Source organism: Marinoscillum pacificum (assembly GCF_024714495.1).
GTDB lineage: Bacteria > Bacteroidota > Bacteroidia > Cytophagales > Cyclobacteriaceae > Marinoscillum > Marinoscillum pacificum.
In genome coordinates, this window is sequence record NZ_JAMZMJ010000001.1 from 262,818 (window position 1) to 282,938 (window position 20,121).

The window sequence follows — 20,121 nt, forward strand, 5'->3', positions numbered from 1 at the left end:
GTGCCTAAAAAGAAATTAAACTTCCTTGATCAATACCTAACATTCTGGATCTTCCTTGCGATGGCCATAGGAGTAGGTATTGGTTATTTTTTTCCTTCTTCTTCCTCTTTTATTGATTCCTTTAGTAGAGGTAGTACCAACATTCCAATTGCCATTGGTTTAATACTGATGATGTATCCTCCACTGGCTAAAGTCAATTATGGGCTTCTGCCAAAAGTGTTTCAAAATGTTAAAATGCTGTCCATTTCATTAGTTCTGAATTGGATCATTGGCCCAATTCTTATGTTCACTTTAGCTGTGATCTTTTTACAAGATTATCCTGAATACATGGTTGGGTTGATACTCATTGGCCTGGCTCGATGTATTGCCATGGTATTGGTTTGGAATGACCTGGCAGAAGGAAGTGCGGAATATGGAGCGGGATTGGTAGCATTGAATAGTATTTTTCAGGTATTTGGGTATAGTTTCTATGCATGGCTGTTCATTACGGAATTACCCCCGTATTTTGGTATAGAGGGAGCCATAGTTGATATTTCGATAGGAACTATCGCTGAAAGTGTGGCTTTATATTTAGGAGTTCCATTCTTGATGGGATTTATAAGTCGTCTGATTTTGGTTAATCTTAAAGGAGAAGAGTGGTATACAAAACAGTTTCTTCCCACCATATCTCCAATAACTTTGATTGCCCTACTTTTCACTATTGTCGTAATGTTTTCACTAAAAGGAGAGCTCATCGTTGGGATACCGATGGATGTCATTCGAATTGCCATTCCTATGCTAATCTATTTCGGTGTGATGTTCCTTATTGGTTTCTTCATTAGCAAGGCATTAGGTGCATCATACAATCAAAATGCTGCAATTTCATTTACAGCAGCAGGAAATAATTTTGAGCTAGCTATTGCGGTGGCTATCGCAGTTTTTGGTTTAAACTCAGGGCAGGCGTTTACAGGAGTAATTGGTCCGTTAGTGGAAGTACCAGCCTTAATCCTGTTAGTCCGTGTTGCTTTTTGGTTGAAGGCAAAGTATTATGGGGCTACGAATTAAAATTGAAAACCGAAAGTAACACTCGGTAGGTTTTCTTCCTCAGTAAACGCCATATTAAAAGCAAATGCAAATTGATTCAAAGGAGCCAGCCACAAGCCAGCTCCTTTGCTTTGATGCCATTTGTCTGAGTTTTCACCATCCAGCCACACTCGACCAATATCGTGAAATCCTAATAAGCCAACTGTACCAGGGAACAGGTATGTTCGGAATGAAAATAACTTTAACCGGACGTCCGTATTCTGATAAAAGCTCGTATTTCCCATAAATCGCGTTCTGCGATAACCTCTCAAATTGCTTTTGCCCAAATTGCTAGCATTGAAATACTCCAGCTGTCCATTGGTGTATTCAAAACCAGTTCTCGAAGCCAGGGTTAGCCTGGTTGGTAGTTGAGTACTTAGATAAAACCTAAACTCAGCCTGTAATTTTGAAAAATCATCGGACCGATCATTGAGTCCGTAATAATGTTGGAAACTCGTTTTAGCAAACACACCTGAAGTAGGAATGTGCTCATGATTTCTTGTATCTGCTTGTAGTAGTGTAGATGCACCAAGGAATTGATAGCTTTCCTGCAACTCAAGGATTTCACTACCACGTTCCAGATTGATGTATTTACCAGAAACTTCATCTTCCATCTCAAACGATATGTGCTCCGGCCCAATCTGAAAATAGCCCTTATTACCAACTTGATTTCCAATTCCAACAAAGCTTTTAGATCGCTCATAGCGAACACGGTAAAAATCAATGGCGTCTTCTTCACTGGATGCAAATCCTGATTGACGGAAGTCGTAAACAGATTCATTTCCCAACCCAAAATAGTTCAACACTGCATAGGGTCTTTGGAGATAAAAATCGCCCACCAAGTCCCATTTACCAATCACATCGGTAAAAATGACATTGTAATACAGATTAATCGCTCCAGTGGCAAAGGCAGCGTTTCCTTTAAATTCATGCTTCTGGGCATAAGGGTCTTTTCTCCAACCTTCTTTGGTATACATGAATCCTGCACCAAGAAACAGTCCATCATCTACGTTGAACTGAGCGCTGATTAGTGGAAATAACTTATTGTATTCGAATGCGGTACGATTGTAGCGATTGATGTTCAGATTGTCCTTAAGTTTGGACCTGGTCTCTTTTGAAGTGCTTAGTTCAGTTCCTGTCTGAAGGTCATAGACTTTGGTCAACTTACTCATACCATGCACTATGGATTGGTCATCTATCACATCTTTATCTTCACCACCAATGATTCGTATTTTGAGACCTTTTTTCGTTTCTCCATTTAACTCAAATACATCTTCACCTCCAAGACCATACAGACGAACTTCTTTGGTGATCTCATGATCAAAAGTTCTACTATATAGCCCTTGCAAAACCTCTCCATCTTTCTTGCGCTTGTGAACTGAAACTCTGGTGTGTTGATCATCAAGACGCTCTACCAGAAAGTATTCATGCTTATTACTACCAACCACTTCTACTTCCTGAGATAAGAACTCGTAATGAATGCGAGCGAATCGCATCATGTCATCTCGTCTGGCTTTTAGAATTCTGGCGGTTTCTTCTGCTTCTAATTGCTGAATGGTGTCGGGCCATACTTTAAATGCATCCTGGATTACCTGATCACTTAGTTCCGACTGAAGTTTATCGATCTGTTTTTTCCAATCTTCCCAATCCAAACCATTCAAAAAAGTTCTGTCAAAGAAACGAGCACTGGCATTGAAACCAGGAGGGAAGTCCATATGCTCATCGAATCCTTCCGTATTAGGCAAGGCGAACTTACGACTGGCAAACCAACCAAAAAGTCCCTCGTTGACAAAGAATGCCTGATCTCTATCTCGTGGAATAGGTCTCCAGTGATGCCCCTTAGGTTCTTTATCAAATCTTACCCAGCGCCACTGATCTTCATGTCGATCCCAATCAGCTATGAGCATATCGAACAAGCGGTTTTTTAAAGCAAACTCCTGATCTACTACTTCGTCATTGTCTTCATGCAACAGTTCAATGAGGTCTGGAGTACCTTCGATTTTCTCACCACCACCAAAGTGTTTATCCGCTGATGCTTCATCGTTAGGACGCTCTTCATAGAGAACAGGCAAGCCAGCAAATAGCTGTTGGTAATTTCCAAACCTTGGATCATCTGGAATGTATACTAATTTCGGATTGGCATGATAGATTCCTGCAGCATCCGCTAATGGCGGAATGGCAAATGCTCCATATGGATTGGCTGCTGAAATTTGATCCTGAAGCACATCGGCAGCTAACGTACCATAAAGTCCTGATGGTAAGAGCTTTTCGGTATATTTATCAAGCGATCTTAGAACGTACTGACGACCATCTTTAGCCTCCAGTCGAAGTGATTTCGTTTGATTTCCACCGCCAAGTTTTACTATTTCAAGACCTCCATGTTCTTTGCCAATGTTGAATACCGGCATTTCCACAGGTGCTTCCCAGGCCTCCCGGTAATTGTCACCTAACCAATATTTGTATTGCTTATTATCATTGGCATATCGATCCGAAATGGGTTCAATCACTGTGCTATCCTCAAAATCAAAATCAACAAGAGATTGAACAGGTTGAACTGATTTGGTGTAAAGCACCTCAGAGAACAGTTCTGTTTGATGATCCCCATCATAAAATGCGAGCTGGGCAGACTCACCACGAATAGTTACTTTGCCAAAACCATGAACAGATGCTGCGAATTCTGAAAACTTTCCAGGTATAACTATAGAACTCTTAGATCCACTACCTGAAGTAATGAAGTGCATGGAATCCCGCATAATGTACTGCAGCGAATGCTCGTGCCCATTGACCCAAATCAAATGATCCATTTGACTGGCAGACTCTAATATGGTTTTACGAATCAACCGATATTTTGGATTGGTAATATCTTGCCTGCTTCCAAGTAAACTTCTAAACCCAGGGTAAATACTACCTAGTACAGGTAGAGGAACCCAAAGACTTCTGTTGACATCTGTCAGAGGAAAGAGATGCTGCTTGAGTGTGTATTTACCTCCATGTTGACCATCAGAGAATATGGGGTGATGTGCAGCCACAACTACATGTTTCGTTTGATTAGCCTTGAGAATTTCATCCAATTGCGTCAATGCATCGGTGGTGGACTTTGCCAGACAATCACTTTCCTCTCCAGGTTTATCCCAAGGATGCAAAAAGTATTGAGTGTCTACAATCACTAGTGTAACAGTTTGGCTCAAGTTTATTTCTAAAGGGCCGGGACAGCCATTTCGAGGCAGGAAAACACCTTTATCACCTAAATACTCATCCACAAAGTCCTGCATGTATCCGAGGGTTTCCCATCCATGCTTGCCACCTTCATCCCAATCATGATTTCCGGGAATAATGTAGCTTTTTCCTTTGAAAGCCTTCATTACATCCAAACTAGCCGCCAGACGTTTTTCCATTTCTTTTCGATCTGGAGCTTCTTTTGGCGGCATTCCACTAGGGTAGATGTTATCTCCAAGAAAGATCAATACATCATTCTCAGATGCTTCTTTCGTAATCTCTTGAAGGTAGGTAAGGGTTGGGTCTGGAAATTTAGGTTTTCCAGCATCACCAATGATATAAATAGATACTTCTTGCGAAAACCCCATCACAAGGGAAGTAAAACATATGAAAAGCAGTAGATATCTTATCATTTACGCTTCGGTTTGAATAAAACGATATATCCACGATCTCCTTCACCTTCAGAGCAGATGTAAAGATTTCCTTTACTGTCGAAAACGATGCCTTCAGGCTGGCTTAATATCCGAGGAGCAATAGGGTAGGTTGCCTTGATTGTGCCCATATCGTCTAAGACAATCAACATCTTTCCAACTGAAGCGAGCAAGTAATAATATCCATCCAATGGATTGTAGGCAATTCCTGATGGTTCAAACTTGATCCTGTCTTTATCGTAGGTATAATCACGATTCGCTTCAAAGAAGGTATCCATTTGGCCAGCAGTTAACTCGTACACAGGATTACGTACCAACTCCTTTGAACGTATATCGAACTCGTAGACCGTTTTACCTTTTGCGTTGATTCCTTTAATATCCTCTTCCTCTTTACAGCTGATCATCAAGCGCCCTGATTTGGGATTATAACCCAAACCTTCTGTATCGTTTTTCTTACTTAATGGATTTTCATACTTTATAGGCTTTTGCGCAATATCCAAGGTAGTGTAAGGAAATTGGTACAAATCACCATCACTTTCCAGCACATAGATGGTATCACTCACAATCTCAATTCCTTCAAAATCTCCCGGATCGCTAAATGTGATCGCATTGACTATTTTCCGTGATATTAAGTCATATTCATAGACTCTACCACCTTCATCTTCCACACAAAGAATTCGCATGTCATTGTACAATGTTAGACCTGAAACCTCAGTAAGAACATATGGTAAAAAATGTTTATCATCGGGTCTTTTCAAATCATAATAAACATTCACATTATCAGTTATTAAAAACAGGCTGTCTGCTTTTTCTCGTAAAGGAATGGTGGAACAGCTCGTAGACATGCTGATAGTCAACAACATGCCCGCACAAGATGTGATCATAAGAACCAGAATGCTTTTAATATTGTATAAATACATGAAGGACTTGCCGGTATATCAATGTAAATATGCTATTTTCAAACTCTAAATGGCGGATTCTAAGTCACAAATAATTGATCAAGTAAAGCATTTTGCTGAATCTATTCTGGTAGATCTACCTTCAGAATTGAAATATCATTCTGTAGATCATACGAGAGATGTGGTAAAAGCGACGAAAGAAATTGCTGAAAATAGTCAGGTTTCTGATGCCGATTCCATGATTGTCGAAATGGCTGCCTGGTTTCATGATCTGGGTTATAGTAAGTCACTGGATAACCACGAAGAAGCTAGCGCCGAGATTGCTCTGGAATACATGTCATCAATTGGCTTACCAGATGAAGATGCTGCCCGGGTGATTGGGTGTATTATGGCAACCAAAATGCCTCAAAATCCAAGAAACATCCTGGAAGAAATCTTATGTGATGCAGATTTGGTTCATTTAGCAAAGGAGAACTATTGCGAAAAGTCTGAGTTGCTGCAAGAAGAACTACAAGAGCTTCGAGGTAAGGAGATTTCGGACGTGGATTGGTATCAGGGCAATATTCACTTCATCAACGAGCACAGCTTTTTCACAGATTACGCCAAAAACCGATTCAAAGAAGCTGTAGCTGCTAACCTGCAAAAAGTAAACGAAAGGCTGTCTAAAATGTCGGAACCGAAAAAGGATATCCAATCTCTTGAAAAGGAGGTTGAGAAACTTCAGAAGAAACTAAACAAAGCAAAAGAGAAAGATAAATCTCCATCAAGAGGTATCGAGACCATGTTTCGTTTAACTTCTAAAAATCACCTGGACCTGAGTAGTATGGCAGACACGAAGGCTAACATCATGATCTCGGTGAATTCCATTATTCTTTCTGTAGTGGTTTCCTTACTTTTTAGGAAGTTAGAAGAGTACCCGCATTATACCATTCCTGCAATTCTACTGACCATTGTCTGTTTGACAACCATTGTATTTGCCATTCTGGCGACGTTACCCAATGTATCAAAAGGAACCTTTACTGAGGATGATATCTTGAATAAGAAGACTAACCTTTTGTTTTTTGGCAACTTCCACAAAATGGATTTAGACAAGTACCAATGGGGAATGAAAGAGATGATGAAAGATGCTGATTACCTGTACACCAGTTTAATTAAAGACATCTATTATCTAGGCGTTGTTTTAGGTAGAAAGTACAAGTTGTTACGGGTATCTTACTCCGTTTTCATGTTTGGCTTCGTGATTTCGATACTTGCATTTGTAATCGCTGAGGTGTTTTTCAAGCTTCCAACGCCATACTAAAATACTTGAACCACTTCGATCTCTTCATCTAGTCCTTTCATTTTCACATGACCAATTGGCTTGAAGTCTTGAACTTCTTCTTTGATTAGATCAAAGAATAATCTTGAGACAAGTACTCGAGTATTTAAGTCTTTGTTCAACTGTTCGATTCGGGAAGCAATAATTACAGGGGTACCAGATACAGATAACTGTTTTCTGGTTTCCGTGCCTATGTTACCGATGAATACCTCACCGCTATGTAATCCCAAACCGATATCGATCGATTCATACTGAGGATAATCCTTTTTGAACTCTTCCAGAAAGGAAAGAATATTTTTGACAGCCATCCATGCACAGAAGTAATGAGTTCTATCAGTTACCGGAGCTCCGAAAGTAGCCATGATTCCATCCCCCATGATTTGGTTAACAGTTCCTTTGGAATTGTTAATGATCTCAATGACAGGAGCGAAGAAGGCATTCTGAAACTTATTCACCTCATCTGGGGATAAGTGTTGTACACGTTGTGTAAAATCACGAATATCCAGAAACATCACCGTCACTTCCATCTTGGCGGTATAATCACTTTCTTGTTTCAGCACACCCACCATTTCCTTGGAGATCTGCTGATTAAATAAGCCTTCTATGTTCTCTTTCTCTTGAATCTGATCATACGTGCTGCGCATTCTCTTTTTTAATTCATGCGCTACAAATCCAGCACAGATTCCTGCCATTAAAAACATGAACGAACGGATCTGATAGACCACCAGTGGCAAGTGAAACTGAATAGGATAGGCGTCAGTCACCCACATGGTATACCAACTGATAAAAATAGAAACCAAAATGCCCATCAACACACTGATCCAGAAATCGAGATGTAATGACGATACAATGATAATTACGAAATAGATAAAAGTCATTGGCGAATCCAGAAAGATGGAAGTCTTTTCCATAGAAGACTCCATTACCAACCAAATAGAGGGCAATGACACTTCCATTAAAACGGTATAGTAGAAATACCAACGAGAGAGTTTTAGCCCCTTTTTTTCTATCCAGATAACATACTTTTTGCCAAGGAAAAACAATCCCATCATCACAAATGTGAAGAATATGATCAATGGGTAAGAAGCGGGATTGGTAAAAGTGTCTCGAAGGATATCCAGATGTTCTACCTGGAAAATGACAGCTACAACTGAAGCCACAATCAAAAAAGCGATAAAAACATCCAATCGACGTTTTTCGGTCTTGATCAGCTCAGAATTAAAAAATCTCTCACGCACAGACAGATCTGCAGCTCGCTTACTTATCATTCAGTTTGGTTGGTCACAAATTCCATCATTTGATGATGAAATCTTATAGTCGTACGATCTAAATAAAACAATTGTTTTCATTCAGACGAATGAAACATCAAAATGTGCGATTTAAAAACAAAAAAGCCGAACAATTGTCCGGCTTTTAACTTTAGAATTTAAGGTTTTGTTGTGGTTCTCCCTTCAAAATCGAATCATCTGATTGATCTCGATACTTATCAAAATTCCTTTGAAACTTCAGGACAAGCTCATTAGCTTTTTTATAAAAAGCTTCATCATTCTTCCAAGTTTCTCTAGGACTTAGTATTTCAGAAGGCACTCCAGGACAGGTTGTAGGTATCTCAGATCCAAACAAGGAATGCGTGCGGTAACCCACATTACTCAATACACCATTGAGTGCAGCTGTGATCATTGCTCGAGTGTACTTTAGTTTAATTCTACTTCCAACTCCATATGGTCCATTAGTCCAACCAGTATTCACTAGCCATACATTGGTGTCATTGGCTTCTAATTTCTGACCAAGAAGTTCTGCATATTTCGCTGGATGTAGAGGCATAAATGGAGCTCCAAAACAAGCAGAGAACACTGGAACGGGCTCCGTAATACCGTCTTCAGTACCCGCCACTTTGGAGGTATAACCAGAGATAAAATGGTACATGGCTTGTGACGTGGATAGCTTTTGAATAGGAGGGATTACACCAAAGGCATCACAGGTCAGAAAGAAAATATTCTTGGGGATTCCGCCAATTGATGGACTTAAGGCATTTGGTATATGATGTAGAGGGTAAGAGACCCTTGTGTTTTCTGTTACTGATGTATTGTCAAAATCCACTTTACGATCGTTTTCAATGAACCTGGTATTTTCTAATATGGCTCCAAATTTGATTGCACGATAAATCTCAGGTTCATTTTCTTCTGTCAGACCGATGGTCTTGGCATAACAACCTCCCTCAAAATTAAACACATTTTGATCAGTCCACCCGTGTTCATCGTCACCAATCAATAGACGATTTGGATCAGCAGAAAGAGTGGTCTTTCCTGTTCCAGATAATCCAAAGAATATAGCCGTATCTCGATCTTCTTTGCCAATATTGGCTGAACAGTGCATTGGGAAAACCTGGTCATTAATCGGAAGTAAGTAGTTGAGAACTGAAAATATTCCTTTTTTCATTTCTCCAGAATAGCCTGTACCTCCGATCAAAATGATTCTTTTGGTCAGATTGATGATGGCAAAATTTGGCTGTCTGGTTCCGTCAGTTTCTGGGTCTGCCTCAAACGCAGGGCAATTAATAATAGTAAAATTGGGTTCAAATGATTTAAGCTGGTATTCTTCAGGGCGGATGAACATGTTATAGCAAAATAGACTGTGCCATGCTTCAGTATTAACTACTCTGAGTTTGATACGATGCGTCTTATCGGCTCCCGCAAATGCATCTCTCACATAGACCTTCTTATCTGCTAAGAAACCAAGCATTTTAGCATGGAGTCTATCAAAGCTTTCAGTTGAAATGGGAATATTGATATCTCCCCACCAAACGTTTTCTGCAGTTAAATTATCTTTTACAATATACCTGTCTTTTGGAGACCTGCCTGTAAATCTACCTGTATCGCACATCAAGGCACCCGTTTCACTAAGCACACCTTCCATATTTTGAAGTGCAGCTTCTGTAAGTTCTGATGGGCTTAGGTTCCAATGAGCTTCTTTTACTTGTTTTATGCCAATAGAAGTCAAGCTGGACTTAGATGACTTAATTCCAAATTCTATCATTGAAGATGTATATGTTTTTTGATTAATAATGAGCTAAGACTACTTGATTAAATCAGTTAGTAAGGCTTTGAAGGAGTCTGATTTGTACATTCCTTCTCCATCATGTCCGATGGATTCGACAATTACCCTTGAGTGTTGGTTTTCTGGAAAGAACTCATTCATAAAGGCATACCGGTTTTCTCCGCGTTGATATCTGGAAGAACCCAGTAGTGTTGCTTTGCAATTAGTGGTGTTTAACGCCGGATCGTTACTCGTATCATTACCTAGCAGATAGGTCAAAGATCTTCCTGCAAATCGGTTGTTAACTTGTTCTTCATCAATCCCAGATATATAGGAAGGATGGTTCGTGAAACCGTATGGCCAACTGTTATAACCACTGCAATCCTCTGGTATATAGAATGTCTGAGTACTTTCATTGTATCGGTAATCAAGCGGATAATAAAAGTATTGACTGTTGGCTACCACGTAATTTATTTTAGGGTCAATTAACTCTTCAGTGGAATTTGCCAAAGCATACATGTCAGTAAACATGGCCCCAGAGGAATGACCAGTTATGATTACATTCTCCATCACAGGAAAATGATTTTTGTTATTCAATAACCCTAACAAACTATCTATAGCCACAAAAGAACTAATATTAGTGGAACCACTGGTGTTGCCGCCTTCCCTCCAGGCAGAAGAGGACCAGTACATATCACTAGAAGACGTATTGCTGGCATCTCTAAACCATGGAGCAATTAATAAGGTGGATTCACTAAGGTTGAGGTCATCAAGACTAGCAGATACGAATTGATAATAGTTATCCGCATCTCTATTTTGTCCATGGACGACAATAATTGCCTGCTTGAGGTCTTCCCATGCTGCGTTTTCAAGGTCGAATGGATAATTAGCGTATACCCAAAATGAAACTTCAGCCCCATTTATATTCCACTCAACACTCTCAAGGCAATCTACGGTGCCTCTACAAGGAGCCATCGAACGAATTACATCATCTTCCAATGTTCTGAATTCCAATTGAATTGACTTCTCCAGTGAAGCACCATCGCCAGTGAGGACTTCCGATGCAATAGTGAACACATATCTAGTATTATAATCTAGTGTAGCCTCTATGGTTGCTTTAGATCCAGCATTTGATAATTGAACAAGAACCTCCACAGAAGTGCTGTTGCTTTCAATTGAAATGGCACTCTTTAACGCGGTTAAATCTACCGCTTTACCAAAGACGATTTCGATCTTTAGATCTTTAGGTATGTTGTTCAGGTCGTCTTCAAATGAATAGCCATTGATTGATGAACTAACTACCTCAATAGTACTGGTTGCGTCATCTTCTTTGCAGCCATAGGCTAGAATGAAAACTATGAAAGATAATAAAAGGAAATCTGTTTTCTTCATAAAAGGAGTGGGGTTGGAAGTACCAACCCCTAATTTAGTCATTGACAAAATGTATAAACACACTCTGAAGTGGAATTGGTTGTAGCCGAAGCAGCACAATCTACCCCACCATATGTCCAGGTACTACCTATTTTATATGCCCAGGACCCGGAGTAATCCCATGGTTGATCCGTACCATCCACATCAGCATCACCAAATACTTCTATGATGTCAGTTCCATTAAACAATTCGATAGCATCATCACCATTTTGGTTCATCGCATCTGTCTCGATGACATGATCATATCCATTAAAACATCCTTCAAAATAGCCAGCAAGGGTATTTTGTTCTCGTGCTAAGAGTACATGTTCACCTTCAGCTACTGCTATAGAAGGGAAGGTAAATTCTACGCCATCTGTTCCGCCTCCATTATTAGCCACGCCAAGTCCATAAACCGATAAATCAGCAATGTCTCTAGTAGCCACCAAGTGGACTGCTTTACCTCCATTGGTGCCAGAGCCATCCCAAACCAAAGCTAGAATGCCTTTTAAAATCAAAGGATTGTCACAAATAGGATAAATACATCCAGAATCATTGGTGGTGGTAGATCCTTCTGTACAATTTACTAAGCCACTGGTCCAATGGTTACCGAATTTGTACGCCCACGAACTGGAATATTCCCAATCCTGATCGGTACCATCTACATTCGCATCACCATAGGTTTCAATTACTGCTGAACCTTTAAATAGTTCAATCGCATCGTCTCCATTCTGAGACATTTCGTCAGTTTGAATAACATGTTCAAAACTATCATAGCATCCGCCAAAATACGCTTGAAGAGCAGCAGGATCTCTAGCCAATAGAATGTCATCTCCGGCATTCACAGCTATTGCAGGAAAACTAAATTCCACACTATCAGTACCGCCACCATTATTTGCTACACCGATTCCATAGGCACTTAAATCAGCAATATCTTCCATTGCTACTAAATGAATAGCTTTTCCGCTATTCCCATCAGTTTCAGTGGACCAGCGCATTGCCATTATGCCTTTTAAAGCCAAGGCTGGTAATTCATCAATAAATGTAAAGGCTAATTGCTGTGTGCCTGATTCTACCGCATTACTTACAGAAAGAATCGTCAAAATAAGTGACTCTTCACCTTCAACTTCTGAGTCATTGTTGAGGGTCAATTGAATTGACGCACTGGTTTCACCTAATGGGATAGTGATAGAATTGGCAATTAAAAAGTCATTTTCAGCTGAAGCAGATCCTGCAATAGTGAAGTCAATCACCACATCACCCAGAGCTTCTTTGTCAATAGATGCTGTAATGGTGCTTGATTCCCCCTCCAAAAGACTCGTATTGTCTGCTGATAATGTGACCAATGGAGCTACATATGCCCGAGACGAGAAATTGAGTACATAGGTGTCTTTCATGGGATCACTACCTTCACCGAAATTACCTGCACTAATGGTAGCTGCATACTCGGTATCGAAAGCGAGGTTGACAAATGTAATTGTCACGTAAGAGTTTGTCTCATCATAGGTTATTGAATAATTCGCATTGTTCGTTAGGCTGAAAGCACTCTCGAAAGATGCTGTATTCAGAGAATGAGAAAACACTAGTTCCATCACTACTTCTCCTTCTGCATTAATGGTTGCGACTTCATTTTTCACGTCATATCCATTGATTGTGGCAGTTAACAGACGTAATTCATTGGATATTTGCTGATCTTCCTCTTCACAGCTAGTACTGAATACTATGGCAGTGAGGAATACAACTATCAAGTTTATAATATTAATCTTTTTCATGAGATCATCATATTTTGGTCAATTAGTTAGGTTTAGGTGAGCCTTAAATGACTCAGGGAATTGATTGGGGTCCATATTCCATAAATAGGGTAGCAAGAAGTAGGTGGTAATGGTTATCAAAACGATTGATACAATATTCATCCATACACCGGCCTTCATCATATCTGGTATTCTTAAATATCCAGATCCAAATACGACTGCATTCGGAGGAGTGGCCACAGGCAGCATAAAAGCACATGATGCTGCTATGGTTACTGAAACCATTATCATAAAAGGGTGTATGTCAAATGATACAGCCATTGGTGCTAATACAGGCAACAACATAGCAGTAGTAGCCAGGTTTGAGGTTATTTCTGTAAGGAAATTGACCACAGTTACCAGAATCAGTATCAATAGTATCATGGAAAGACCATCTAACTGACTCATTTGTCCTGCTATCCATTCAGCAAGTCCTGTAGAAGTAAATCCTTTAGCCAATGCCATTCCACCACCAAATAGAAGAATGATACCCCATGGTAGCTTCACCGCCTCATCCCAATTAATCAGTTTTCTTGTCTTATCCTTGTTTGGAATTAAAAACAGCGTAACAGCGGCCACCATAGCGATGATGGTGTCATCAAGGCCTGGAATGATCTTTTCTAACAATGAACGGAACATCCAGGCAAGAGCAGTTATCACAAACACAATTAAAACAAGCTTCTCTTCGTATCGGATCTTGCCAAGGTCAAGGAGCATCTTTTTAATTTCGGTTTTTCCTCCAGGGAAAGAGACCTGATCAAATGAAAAAGCATGCCTCGTAAGATACCACCAACATAAGAATAGCAGAAGCAGTGATGTTGGTAATCCAAACATCATCCATTGCATGAAACTGATTTTTACATGGTAAATCTGTTGAAGAATACCAGCAAGTACAAGATTGGGAGGAGTACCAATCAAAGTAGCAAACCCTCCAATGGATGCACTATACGCAATGCCTAACATCAATGCTTTGCCGAACGAATTTCCATCATGAATATCGCCGTTGGTTCTCTTCTTGAATTGCGACACTATGGCTGTACCTATAGGAAGCATCATCACTGAAGTAGCCGTATTGGATATCCACATGGATAAAAATGCCGTTGCAATCATGAAGCCCAAAATAATGTTCGTGACATTAGAGCCGATAATATTGATAATATTCAAGGCAATTCTCTTGTGTAATCCCCAGGTTTCAATTGCAATGGCCAGCATAAAGCCACCCATGTACAGGAAAATGTACTTGTGTCCAAAAGAACCCGTTGTTTCAGCGATACTTAAAGCTCCAGTTAGAGGAAACAAAATAATTGGTAGCAAGGCCGTTATGGATATGGGTACTGCTTCTGTAACCCACCACAGAGCCACCCACGTAGTAATTGAAAGTACGTGGTAGGCTTCTATACTTAGGGTCTCCGGTTTACCGATCACTTCCATTAGAATAAAAGCAGCCGGTCCTGCAAAAATTGATAGTACTTTTCTAATTCTATTTGTCATTAGTACTCAATTTCTCTAGTTGATATGAATCCACTAACTGTTGCATAAAGGCCACGTCCTCCTTACTCATTATAGAAAAGAATAGCTCTTCACCGTTCATATCCACTGTTGACAACCTGTTTGGGATGTCTGAGACATCCAGTCCGGTTAAGGATTTGAAAAAAACCAGAGCCGTTAGATATGTTCCTATGGTTGATGGATGACTGCCGTCCGGATCATACAGTCTAAACTCTGGTTTTAGTTGTCTTGCTCGTTCCCAAACTTCTCCAACAGGTACAACTATAGTATTTTTTTGGTCGCCCAATTCCCTATAAGCTTTTGAAATTTGTGATTGCATTAATGGGTTAAACTCTCTTGCCCAGGTCATGTAGAGCATAGGAATGGCACCAGATTTACGAATTAGGTCTATAAATCTATTACCGTACTCCATAAACTCCTGTTCATCATTGATAGCACTCATGCTATGGTTTTGTAGCACTACCACATCCCAGTTTCCAGATTCAATCATTTCTCTGGATTTCAAGTTTTTATCACCATCCCAATGTTGCTTAAGGTTTGTTCCACCGACCGTTGACTTTTTAGTGAATATCGGGATTCCCTTTGTGCCAGCCATTGTCCTTACCGTTTGGGGTAGATTCCAGAAGTATGTATAGCTATTTCCAACAAACAACACCTTCAATGTATCTTTCTGCTGAGCCTGGAGGTCTGCAACGAACACCAGACCCAGTAAAAAGATCGCATACTTTAATTGCTTTAACATAATTCTTTAGCTTCTTATAAATTGATCTCAGTTAGCTCAAATAAACCTGGAATAGGATTTGGAATATTATCATTTCTATCTATTTCAGATTGAGGATATATGAATCGCTGTGGTAATTCACTACCAGTATTTGGTTGAACAGGAACCTTAACTATTGATTCATTTTGTGTTCTTCTGACATCACAAAACCCTTCAATCTGTCCAAATAAGGTAATGTATCGCTCTTCCAGTATTTCTCTCAATAAAGCATTGTCGGAAGATACATTGTCTTGATTTTCAATTCCACCGTTACTAAAATCAGCAGCATCATATGCGTCATACTGAATGTTAGCAGCATCGGCATTGGTCAGATAACCACCAGCATTCATGTAAGCCCGGAAGTTATTAAGCGCTGCCAACCCTGTAGTAAAACCCTCTGTTCTGAATCCCGCTTCAGCCAGGATCAACAGGTTTTCCTGATATGTTACAATAGGGGCAGAAGCTTCAGGTGCAGCAAGTCCATTAGTTGTGTTTGGTTGCGTACCTACGTCATTAATTTGAAAATAGAATCCATAACGTCCGGATTCGTTAGTCTTGGCATTACCACGATATGCGGTGAAATCCGGGCTGGTCTCTGCACTAGGAGCCACCAGGCTTGTCATAAAGTCGGATGTAATCAAATCCGCTCCTCGTACCTGAATTGCAAAAAACTGGTAGCTCAGATTGTTTTCATCTAATCCACTGCCATGTGGAGCATACATTGAATTGTTAGCAGAAGAAATCCCATTCTGTGCCGCAGCATATGCTTCAGCATATTGTTTGGTATGCATAAAGTATCTCGCTTTCAGTGTGTAAGCAACAGCTATCCATGCGTCAGGGTCTCCGTTGAAGTAGATTTCCGCTCCAGTTGCTGGTCTACCTGTTTCCATTTGCAAGTTTTGTATTGCCTGATCTAGTAGAGATTGTATTTTGCTATATACCTGAGATTGATCTTCAAAAACAGGATTTTCAATAGTGATATTTCCAGCATCGTCAAATGGAATGGCTCCGAATAATGAGGTTTCGGTGCCATACGTTAATGCTTGTAAGACCTGCACTATTCCAATGGCAATTCCATCCAACCCTTCTTCCAAAGCTGCTTCCTCAGCAACTTTAGCATTCCTAAGGGCATTAACAAAGCCGTCATCCCAAAGTTCGTCAAAATCACTAGTAGTCACTGTATAGTTACTGAATCCCTGATGCTGTCTCTGAATTCCTGTGTAGTATCCACAGAAGATTCCGGCTCTTCGAGCGGTTTCACCAGTCTGTAGGATGATGTTGCCTACTTCTGCACCAGTCAATATATTCTGATAAGCTGCAGTTGTTGGGCTATTTGGGTTGTCATTTAACCCTTCTACTAAATCACTACAAGAGGTAATTACCAGTAGTGAAAAGATCTGTATTGCTAGGATTATTTTTTTCATCACTCTGGGTATTAAAGGTTAAGAATTATCGTAAACACATAAGATTTAGTGCCTGGGTTATTGAAGTAATCAATACCACGTGCTGCACTTACTCCGTTTAAGTTAGTATCAGGATCATTTCCTTCAAATTCTGTCCACAAAATGAGGTTTCTGCCTGTTGCTGATAGTTCTATTGAACTTACACCAACATTCTGCATCCAAGTAGTAGATAGGTTATAGGACAATACCAGTTCACGAAGCCTTGTCCATGAACCATCTTCGACATATAACTCGTCATTACCATTGCCAAAGAAACCGCCATCACCGAGATACCATGGTTCTGTTAGCGCTACTGGCCCAGATCCAAAATCATGAACAACGCCACGGAAAGTAGTACCCATAGGAATCACATTTCCATTGTAGTCTAGTAAATTCTGAGTGGCGGTAGTTTGAGTTTCAGAATCTTTCCATCGCCCTAGATCATATAGTACTGATTTGGTTCCTGCATAGATATCAGCCCCCTGAAATGTCTCAAATAATGCAGATAGAGTGATACCCTTGTAACTAATGGAGGTGCTAAAAGATCCTTGCCAATCTGGATTAGGGTTTCCAATAACTCCCTCCAATTCATCTTGAACTGGGAATCCATTTTCATCATAAACAATGTCTCCATTTTCATCACGAAGTGTACGAGAGCCCCAAAGCACTCCAAGTGGCTCGCCTTCTACAGCTCTTGAATTGACGGCATCCAATCCACCCATGAATAGTGACTCAACACCCGCTAGATCTGTTACTTCGTTTCTGATTCGCGTATAAATCACATTGGCGTTCCACTGGATATCATTGGTGTTTATTAACTGAACTCCCAAATCTGCTTCTATTCCTTTGTTTTGTATAGCTGCCGCATTGGAATAAATGGAGTTATAACCACGAGAGTTGGCAATTGGAAAATCCATTAACACATCCTCCGTGGTATTTTGAAAGAATGTACCACTCAAAGAGACTTTGTCTTTAAAGAATCTCAAATCTGTACCTACTTCAAACTCTTTCTTTCGCTCTGGTCTCAGTGCTGGATTACCTCTGGATGTACTTGGTACAAATCCTCCATTTCCATATAATCCCAGACTTAATCCACCACCATATTGGTCTGAATAAGTAGGTGAAACAAAATTGTTCGTAGTGTTGTATCGGGCTGGTTGAACACCTACTTCCCCGTATGATATCCTCAGTTTACCAAAACTGATAGGCTCGAAATCCAGCAAGTCCTGAAACTGCCACGCCAGTGAGGTAGAAGGGAAGAGGAACGTATTATCTGCCTGATCTCCGAATGTGGAAGCAGTTTCGGACCTGATGGTTCCGGTTAAGAATAATTGATCATATGCTGAAAGAGTCACTGAAGAGTATATACCAACAGTTCTTTCTATACCATAAGTGCTTTGTACCAACCTGTTTTCAGGAAGTGCATTGTCAATATCTCTAGTTGGACTCGCGACATCTGTGAACTGAATAAATCCTGAAATTTCACTACCATCAACTTTGAGCGATCGTTGATTAAAGTTAAATCCTACCAAACCTGAGATATTCAATTTGCTTGTGATATCTCTGGAGGCTTTAGCTATATAATCCATGTTAAATACGGTGTTCGAAGCTAACTCACTGCTAAACAATCCATTCCTGAATTCACCTGCAGCCGAACCTGGGGTTATAAATTCCTCACGTTGCTCACTGTAATGATCTAGTCCAAATCTTGCGATCAGGTCTATTTTACTGGTTGGTGAGTAAGTGAATTTTAGTGTGTTTATAAAACGATTAACCTTAGCTAAGTTTTCTTGCTCATTAATGGTCCACAGAGGGTTATTATAAGTAGGGGTGGCATCTGCTCCTAATGGTTCTCTGTAACTACGGTGCCTATTCGATACTGGTGCCGCATTCGGATCTGAATAATAATCTCCTCGATAGCCAGAAATATCAAAATCTGGAGCATTACGTAACAGTCCCAGATAAAATCCAGACGAGCTAGCTCCACGTCTTATTCGGTTTGATTCCGAACGTGTAAATGTGGTATTCGCATTTACTCTAAATTTTTCATTCATCATGTGCTCTCCATTAAATCGCACAGTGGTTCTTCGGTAATCAGAATTATTACGCATGATACCTTGCTGATCCAGATCAGATATACTGAAAAAGGCAGTGCTGTTCATGTTCCCAGCACTTAGGCTGATGTTATTTTCAAGGAAATGACCATTCTGAAAAACCTGATCAAAGTTAGAATCATCGTAAACCTGCTGAGAGTTTTTAGCAATAACAGGATACCAGATATTGTTATCCTGATCAACAAAGTACTCACCAGAAGTATTGAACTCATCAGCTCCACCGGCTCTTTCTGAGATTTTATCACCCCACGAATCACGAGCTCTGCTGTTGTAAATGCCATTATTACCCTGGCCAAAAGAGGATTGAAGAGGATACTTTCGATTGATCTGGTCTATGGAATAGCTAGATTTGATCGTTACCTTCATCTCCTGGTTGTATTTACCACTTTTCGTTGTAATCATTATTACTCCACCAAGGGCTTGAGTACCCCATAGAGCAGCTGCAGAAGCTCCTTTTAAAATAGTAACACTTTCAATGTCATTAGGGTTGATGTCATTTAATCGGGATTGTTGAGCGATTCTACCAGCTCCATTTCCTCGCACATCATTACTAATAGGTACACCATCCACAACAATCAAAGGTTGTGCATCACGTGTAATAGTAGACATGCCTCTAATCTGGATATAGGCTCCAGCGCCTGGATCACCAGAGTTCCTGGAGATCTGTACCCCAGAAGACTTTCCAGACAAAGAATTAATCAAAGTACTTTCAGCTGCTTTTTTTACCGCTTCATTATCAACCACAGAGTTGGCATAACCCAAGTTATCTCTGTCTTCTTTAAAGCCTAAGGCTGTTACTACCACTTCATCCAGCTCTTCCAGATCAAGTTCTAAACTCACATCAATAGTGGTTCTGTTATTGACTACCTCTCTTTTAGTGACAAAGCCCACAAAACTATAAACCAAAGTAGCGTCCTCAGGTACTGACAAAGCATATCGACCATCAATGTCAGTGGTTGTTCCATTAGATGTTCCTTCTACCACAATAGTAGCACCTATTACAGGCTCATTGTTAATATCTCTCACCGTTCCGGAGACCTTTACCTGGGCTCTCAACTGGTATGGAATTATTACCAGCAGTAGGAACGTCATCATCATTATTGGTATGTGTTTCTTCATATTTGTTAGTTAGTG

General features: G+C 40.2%; 12 protein-coding genes. 2 read left to right on the top strand and 10 right to left on the bottom strand.

All coding sequences use genetic code 11. The features are described 5' to 3' along the window. Positions 1–1,044 carry an ACR3 family arsenite efflux transporter gene (arsB, locus tag NXS00_RS01125; RefSeq protein WP_258097265.1) on the top strand — a complete coding sequence of 348 codons (1,044 nt, stop codon included), beginning with the start codon at positions 1–3 and terminating at the stop codon, positions 1,042–1,044. Here arsB and NXS00_RS01130 read toward each other — a convergent pair. Continuing rightward, complete coding sequence (locus NXS00_RS01130) at positions 1,041–4,691, bottom strand: metallophosphoesterase (protein ID WP_258097266.1); 3,651 nt, start codon at positions 4,689–4,691, stop codon at positions 1,041–1,043. The two genes, arsB and NXS00_RS01130, sit on opposite strands and share 4 nt — an antisense overlap. Continuing rightward, positions 4,688–5,629: an SdiA-regulated domain-containing protein gene (locus tag NXS00_RS01135; RefSeq protein ID WP_258097267.1), complete on the bottom strand. Its 942-nt coding sequence runs from the start codon at positions 5,627–5,629 to the stop codon at positions 4,688–4,690. The genes NXS00_RS01130 and NXS00_RS01135 overlap by 4 nt, the downstream gene beginning before the upstream one ends. Positions 5,630–5,678: 49 nt before the next feature. Here NXS00_RS01135 and NXS00_RS01140 point away from each other — a divergent pair, with 49 nt between their 5' ends. Beyond that, entirely contained in the window at positions 5,679–6,908 is a 1,230-nt protein-coding gene (locus NXS00_RS01140; RefSeq protein WP_258097268.1) for a Pycsar system effector family protein, read from the top strand. On the opposite strand, the gene NXS00_RS01145 is transcribed toward NXS00_RS01140, so the two are convergent. From NXS00_RS01145 to NXS00_RS01180, 8 genes are all read right to left on the bottom strand, one after another. Next, complete coding sequence (locus NXS00_RS01145; protein ID WP_258097269.1) at positions 6,905–8,194, bottom strand: adenylate/guanylate cyclase domain-containing protein; 1,290 nt, start codon at positions 8,192–8,194, stop codon at positions 6,905–6,907. The two genes, NXS00_RS01140 and NXS00_RS01145, sit on opposite strands and share 4 nt — an antisense overlap. A 151-nt stretch (positions 8,195–8,345) precedes the next feature. Beyond that, positions 8,346–9,962: a phosphoenolpyruvate carboxykinase (ATP) gene (pckA, locus tag NXS00_RS01150; protein ID WP_258097270.1), complete on the bottom strand. Its 1,617-nt coding sequence runs from the start codon at positions 9,960–9,962 to the stop codon at positions 8,346–8,348. A 39-nt stretch (positions 9,963–10,001) separates the two neighbouring features. Then, positions 10,002–11,354, bottom strand: coding sequence for an Ig-like domain-containing domain (locus tag NXS00_RS01155; RefSeq protein WP_258097271.1), 1,353 nt, complete (start codon positions 11,352–11,354; stop codon positions 10,002–10,004). 38 nt (positions 11,355–11,392) lie between these two features. Beyond that, positions 11,393–13,144, bottom strand: a complete 1,752-nt coding sequence (locus NXS00_RS01160; RefSeq protein ID WP_258097272.1) for a hypothetical protein — start codon at positions 13,142–13,144, stop codon at positions 11,393–11,395. An 18-nt stretch (positions 13,145–13,162) separates the two neighbouring features. Continuing rightward, positions 13,163–14,653, bottom strand: a complete 1,491-nt coding sequence (locus NXS00_RS01165; RefSeq protein WP_258097273.1) for an SLC13 family permease — start codon at positions 14,651–14,653, stop codon at positions 13,163–13,165. Then, positions 14,643–15,413: an SGNH/GDSL hydrolase family protein gene (locus tag NXS00_RS01170; RefSeq protein WP_258097274.1), complete on the bottom strand. Its 771-nt coding sequence runs from the start codon at positions 15,411–15,413 to the stop codon at positions 14,643–14,645. The genes NXS00_RS01165 and NXS00_RS01170 overlap by 11 nt, the downstream gene beginning before the upstream one ends. A gap of 14 nt (positions 15,414–15,427) precedes the next feature. Further along, on the bottom strand, positions 15,428–16,855 hold the full coding sequence (locus NXS00_RS01175; RefSeq protein WP_258097275.1) for a SusD/RagB family nutrient-binding outer membrane lipoprotein: 1,428 nt from the start codon (positions 16,853–16,855) through the stop codon (positions 15,428–15,430). An 11-nt stretch (positions 16,856–16,866) separates the two neighbouring features. Beyond that, on the bottom strand, positions 16,867–20,106 hold the full coding sequence (locus NXS00_RS01180; RefSeq protein WP_258097276.1) for a SusC/RagA family TonB-linked outer membrane protein: 3,240 nt from the start codon (positions 20,104–20,106) through the stop codon (positions 16,867–16,869). Between the last annotated feature and the right edge of the window lie 15 nt (positions 20,107–20,121).

Coding starts and splice junctions, on each gene's coding strand:
- NXS00_RS01130 (WP_258097266.1), bottom strand. CDS start 4,691: ATGATAAGATATCTACTGCTTTTCATATGTTTTACTTCCCTTGTGATG.
- NXS00_RS01135 (WP_258097267.1), bottom strand. CDS start 5,629: ATGTATTTATACAATATTAAAAGCATTCTGGTTCTTATGATCACATCT.
- NXS00_RS01140 (WP_258097268.1), top strand. CDS start 5,679: ATGGCGGATTCTAAGTCACAAATAATTGATCAAGTAAAGCATTTTGCT.
- NXS00_RS01145 (WP_258097269.1), bottom strand. CDS start 8,194: ATGATAAGTAAGCGAGCTGCAGATCTGTCTGTGCGTGAGAGATTTTTT.
- pckA (WP_258097270.1), bottom strand. CDS start 9,962: ATGATAGAATTTGGAATTAAGTCATCTAAGTCCAGCTTGACTTCTATT.
- NXS00_RS01155 (WP_258097271.1), bottom strand. CDS start 11,354: ATGAAGAAAACAGATTTCCTTTTATTATCTTTCATAGTTTTCATTCTA.
- NXS00_RS01160 (WP_258097272.1), bottom strand. CDS start 13,144: ATGAAAAAGATTAATATTATAAACTTGATAGTTGTATTCCTCACTGCC.
- NXS00_RS01165 (WP_258097273.1), bottom strand. CDS start 14,653: ATGACAAATAGAATTAGAAAAGTACTATCAATTTTTGCAGGACCGGCT.
- NXS00_RS01170 (WP_258097274.1), bottom strand. CDS start 15,413: ATGTTAAAGCAATTAAAGTATGCGATCTTTTTACTGGGTCTGGTGTTC.
- NXS00_RS01175 (WP_258097275.1), bottom strand. CDS start 16,855: ATGAAAAAAATAATCCTAGCAATACAGATCTTTTCACTACTGGTAATT.
- NXS00_RS01180 (WP_258097276.1), bottom strand. CDS start 20,106: ATGAAGAAACACATACCAATAATGATGATGACGTTCCTACTGCTGGTA.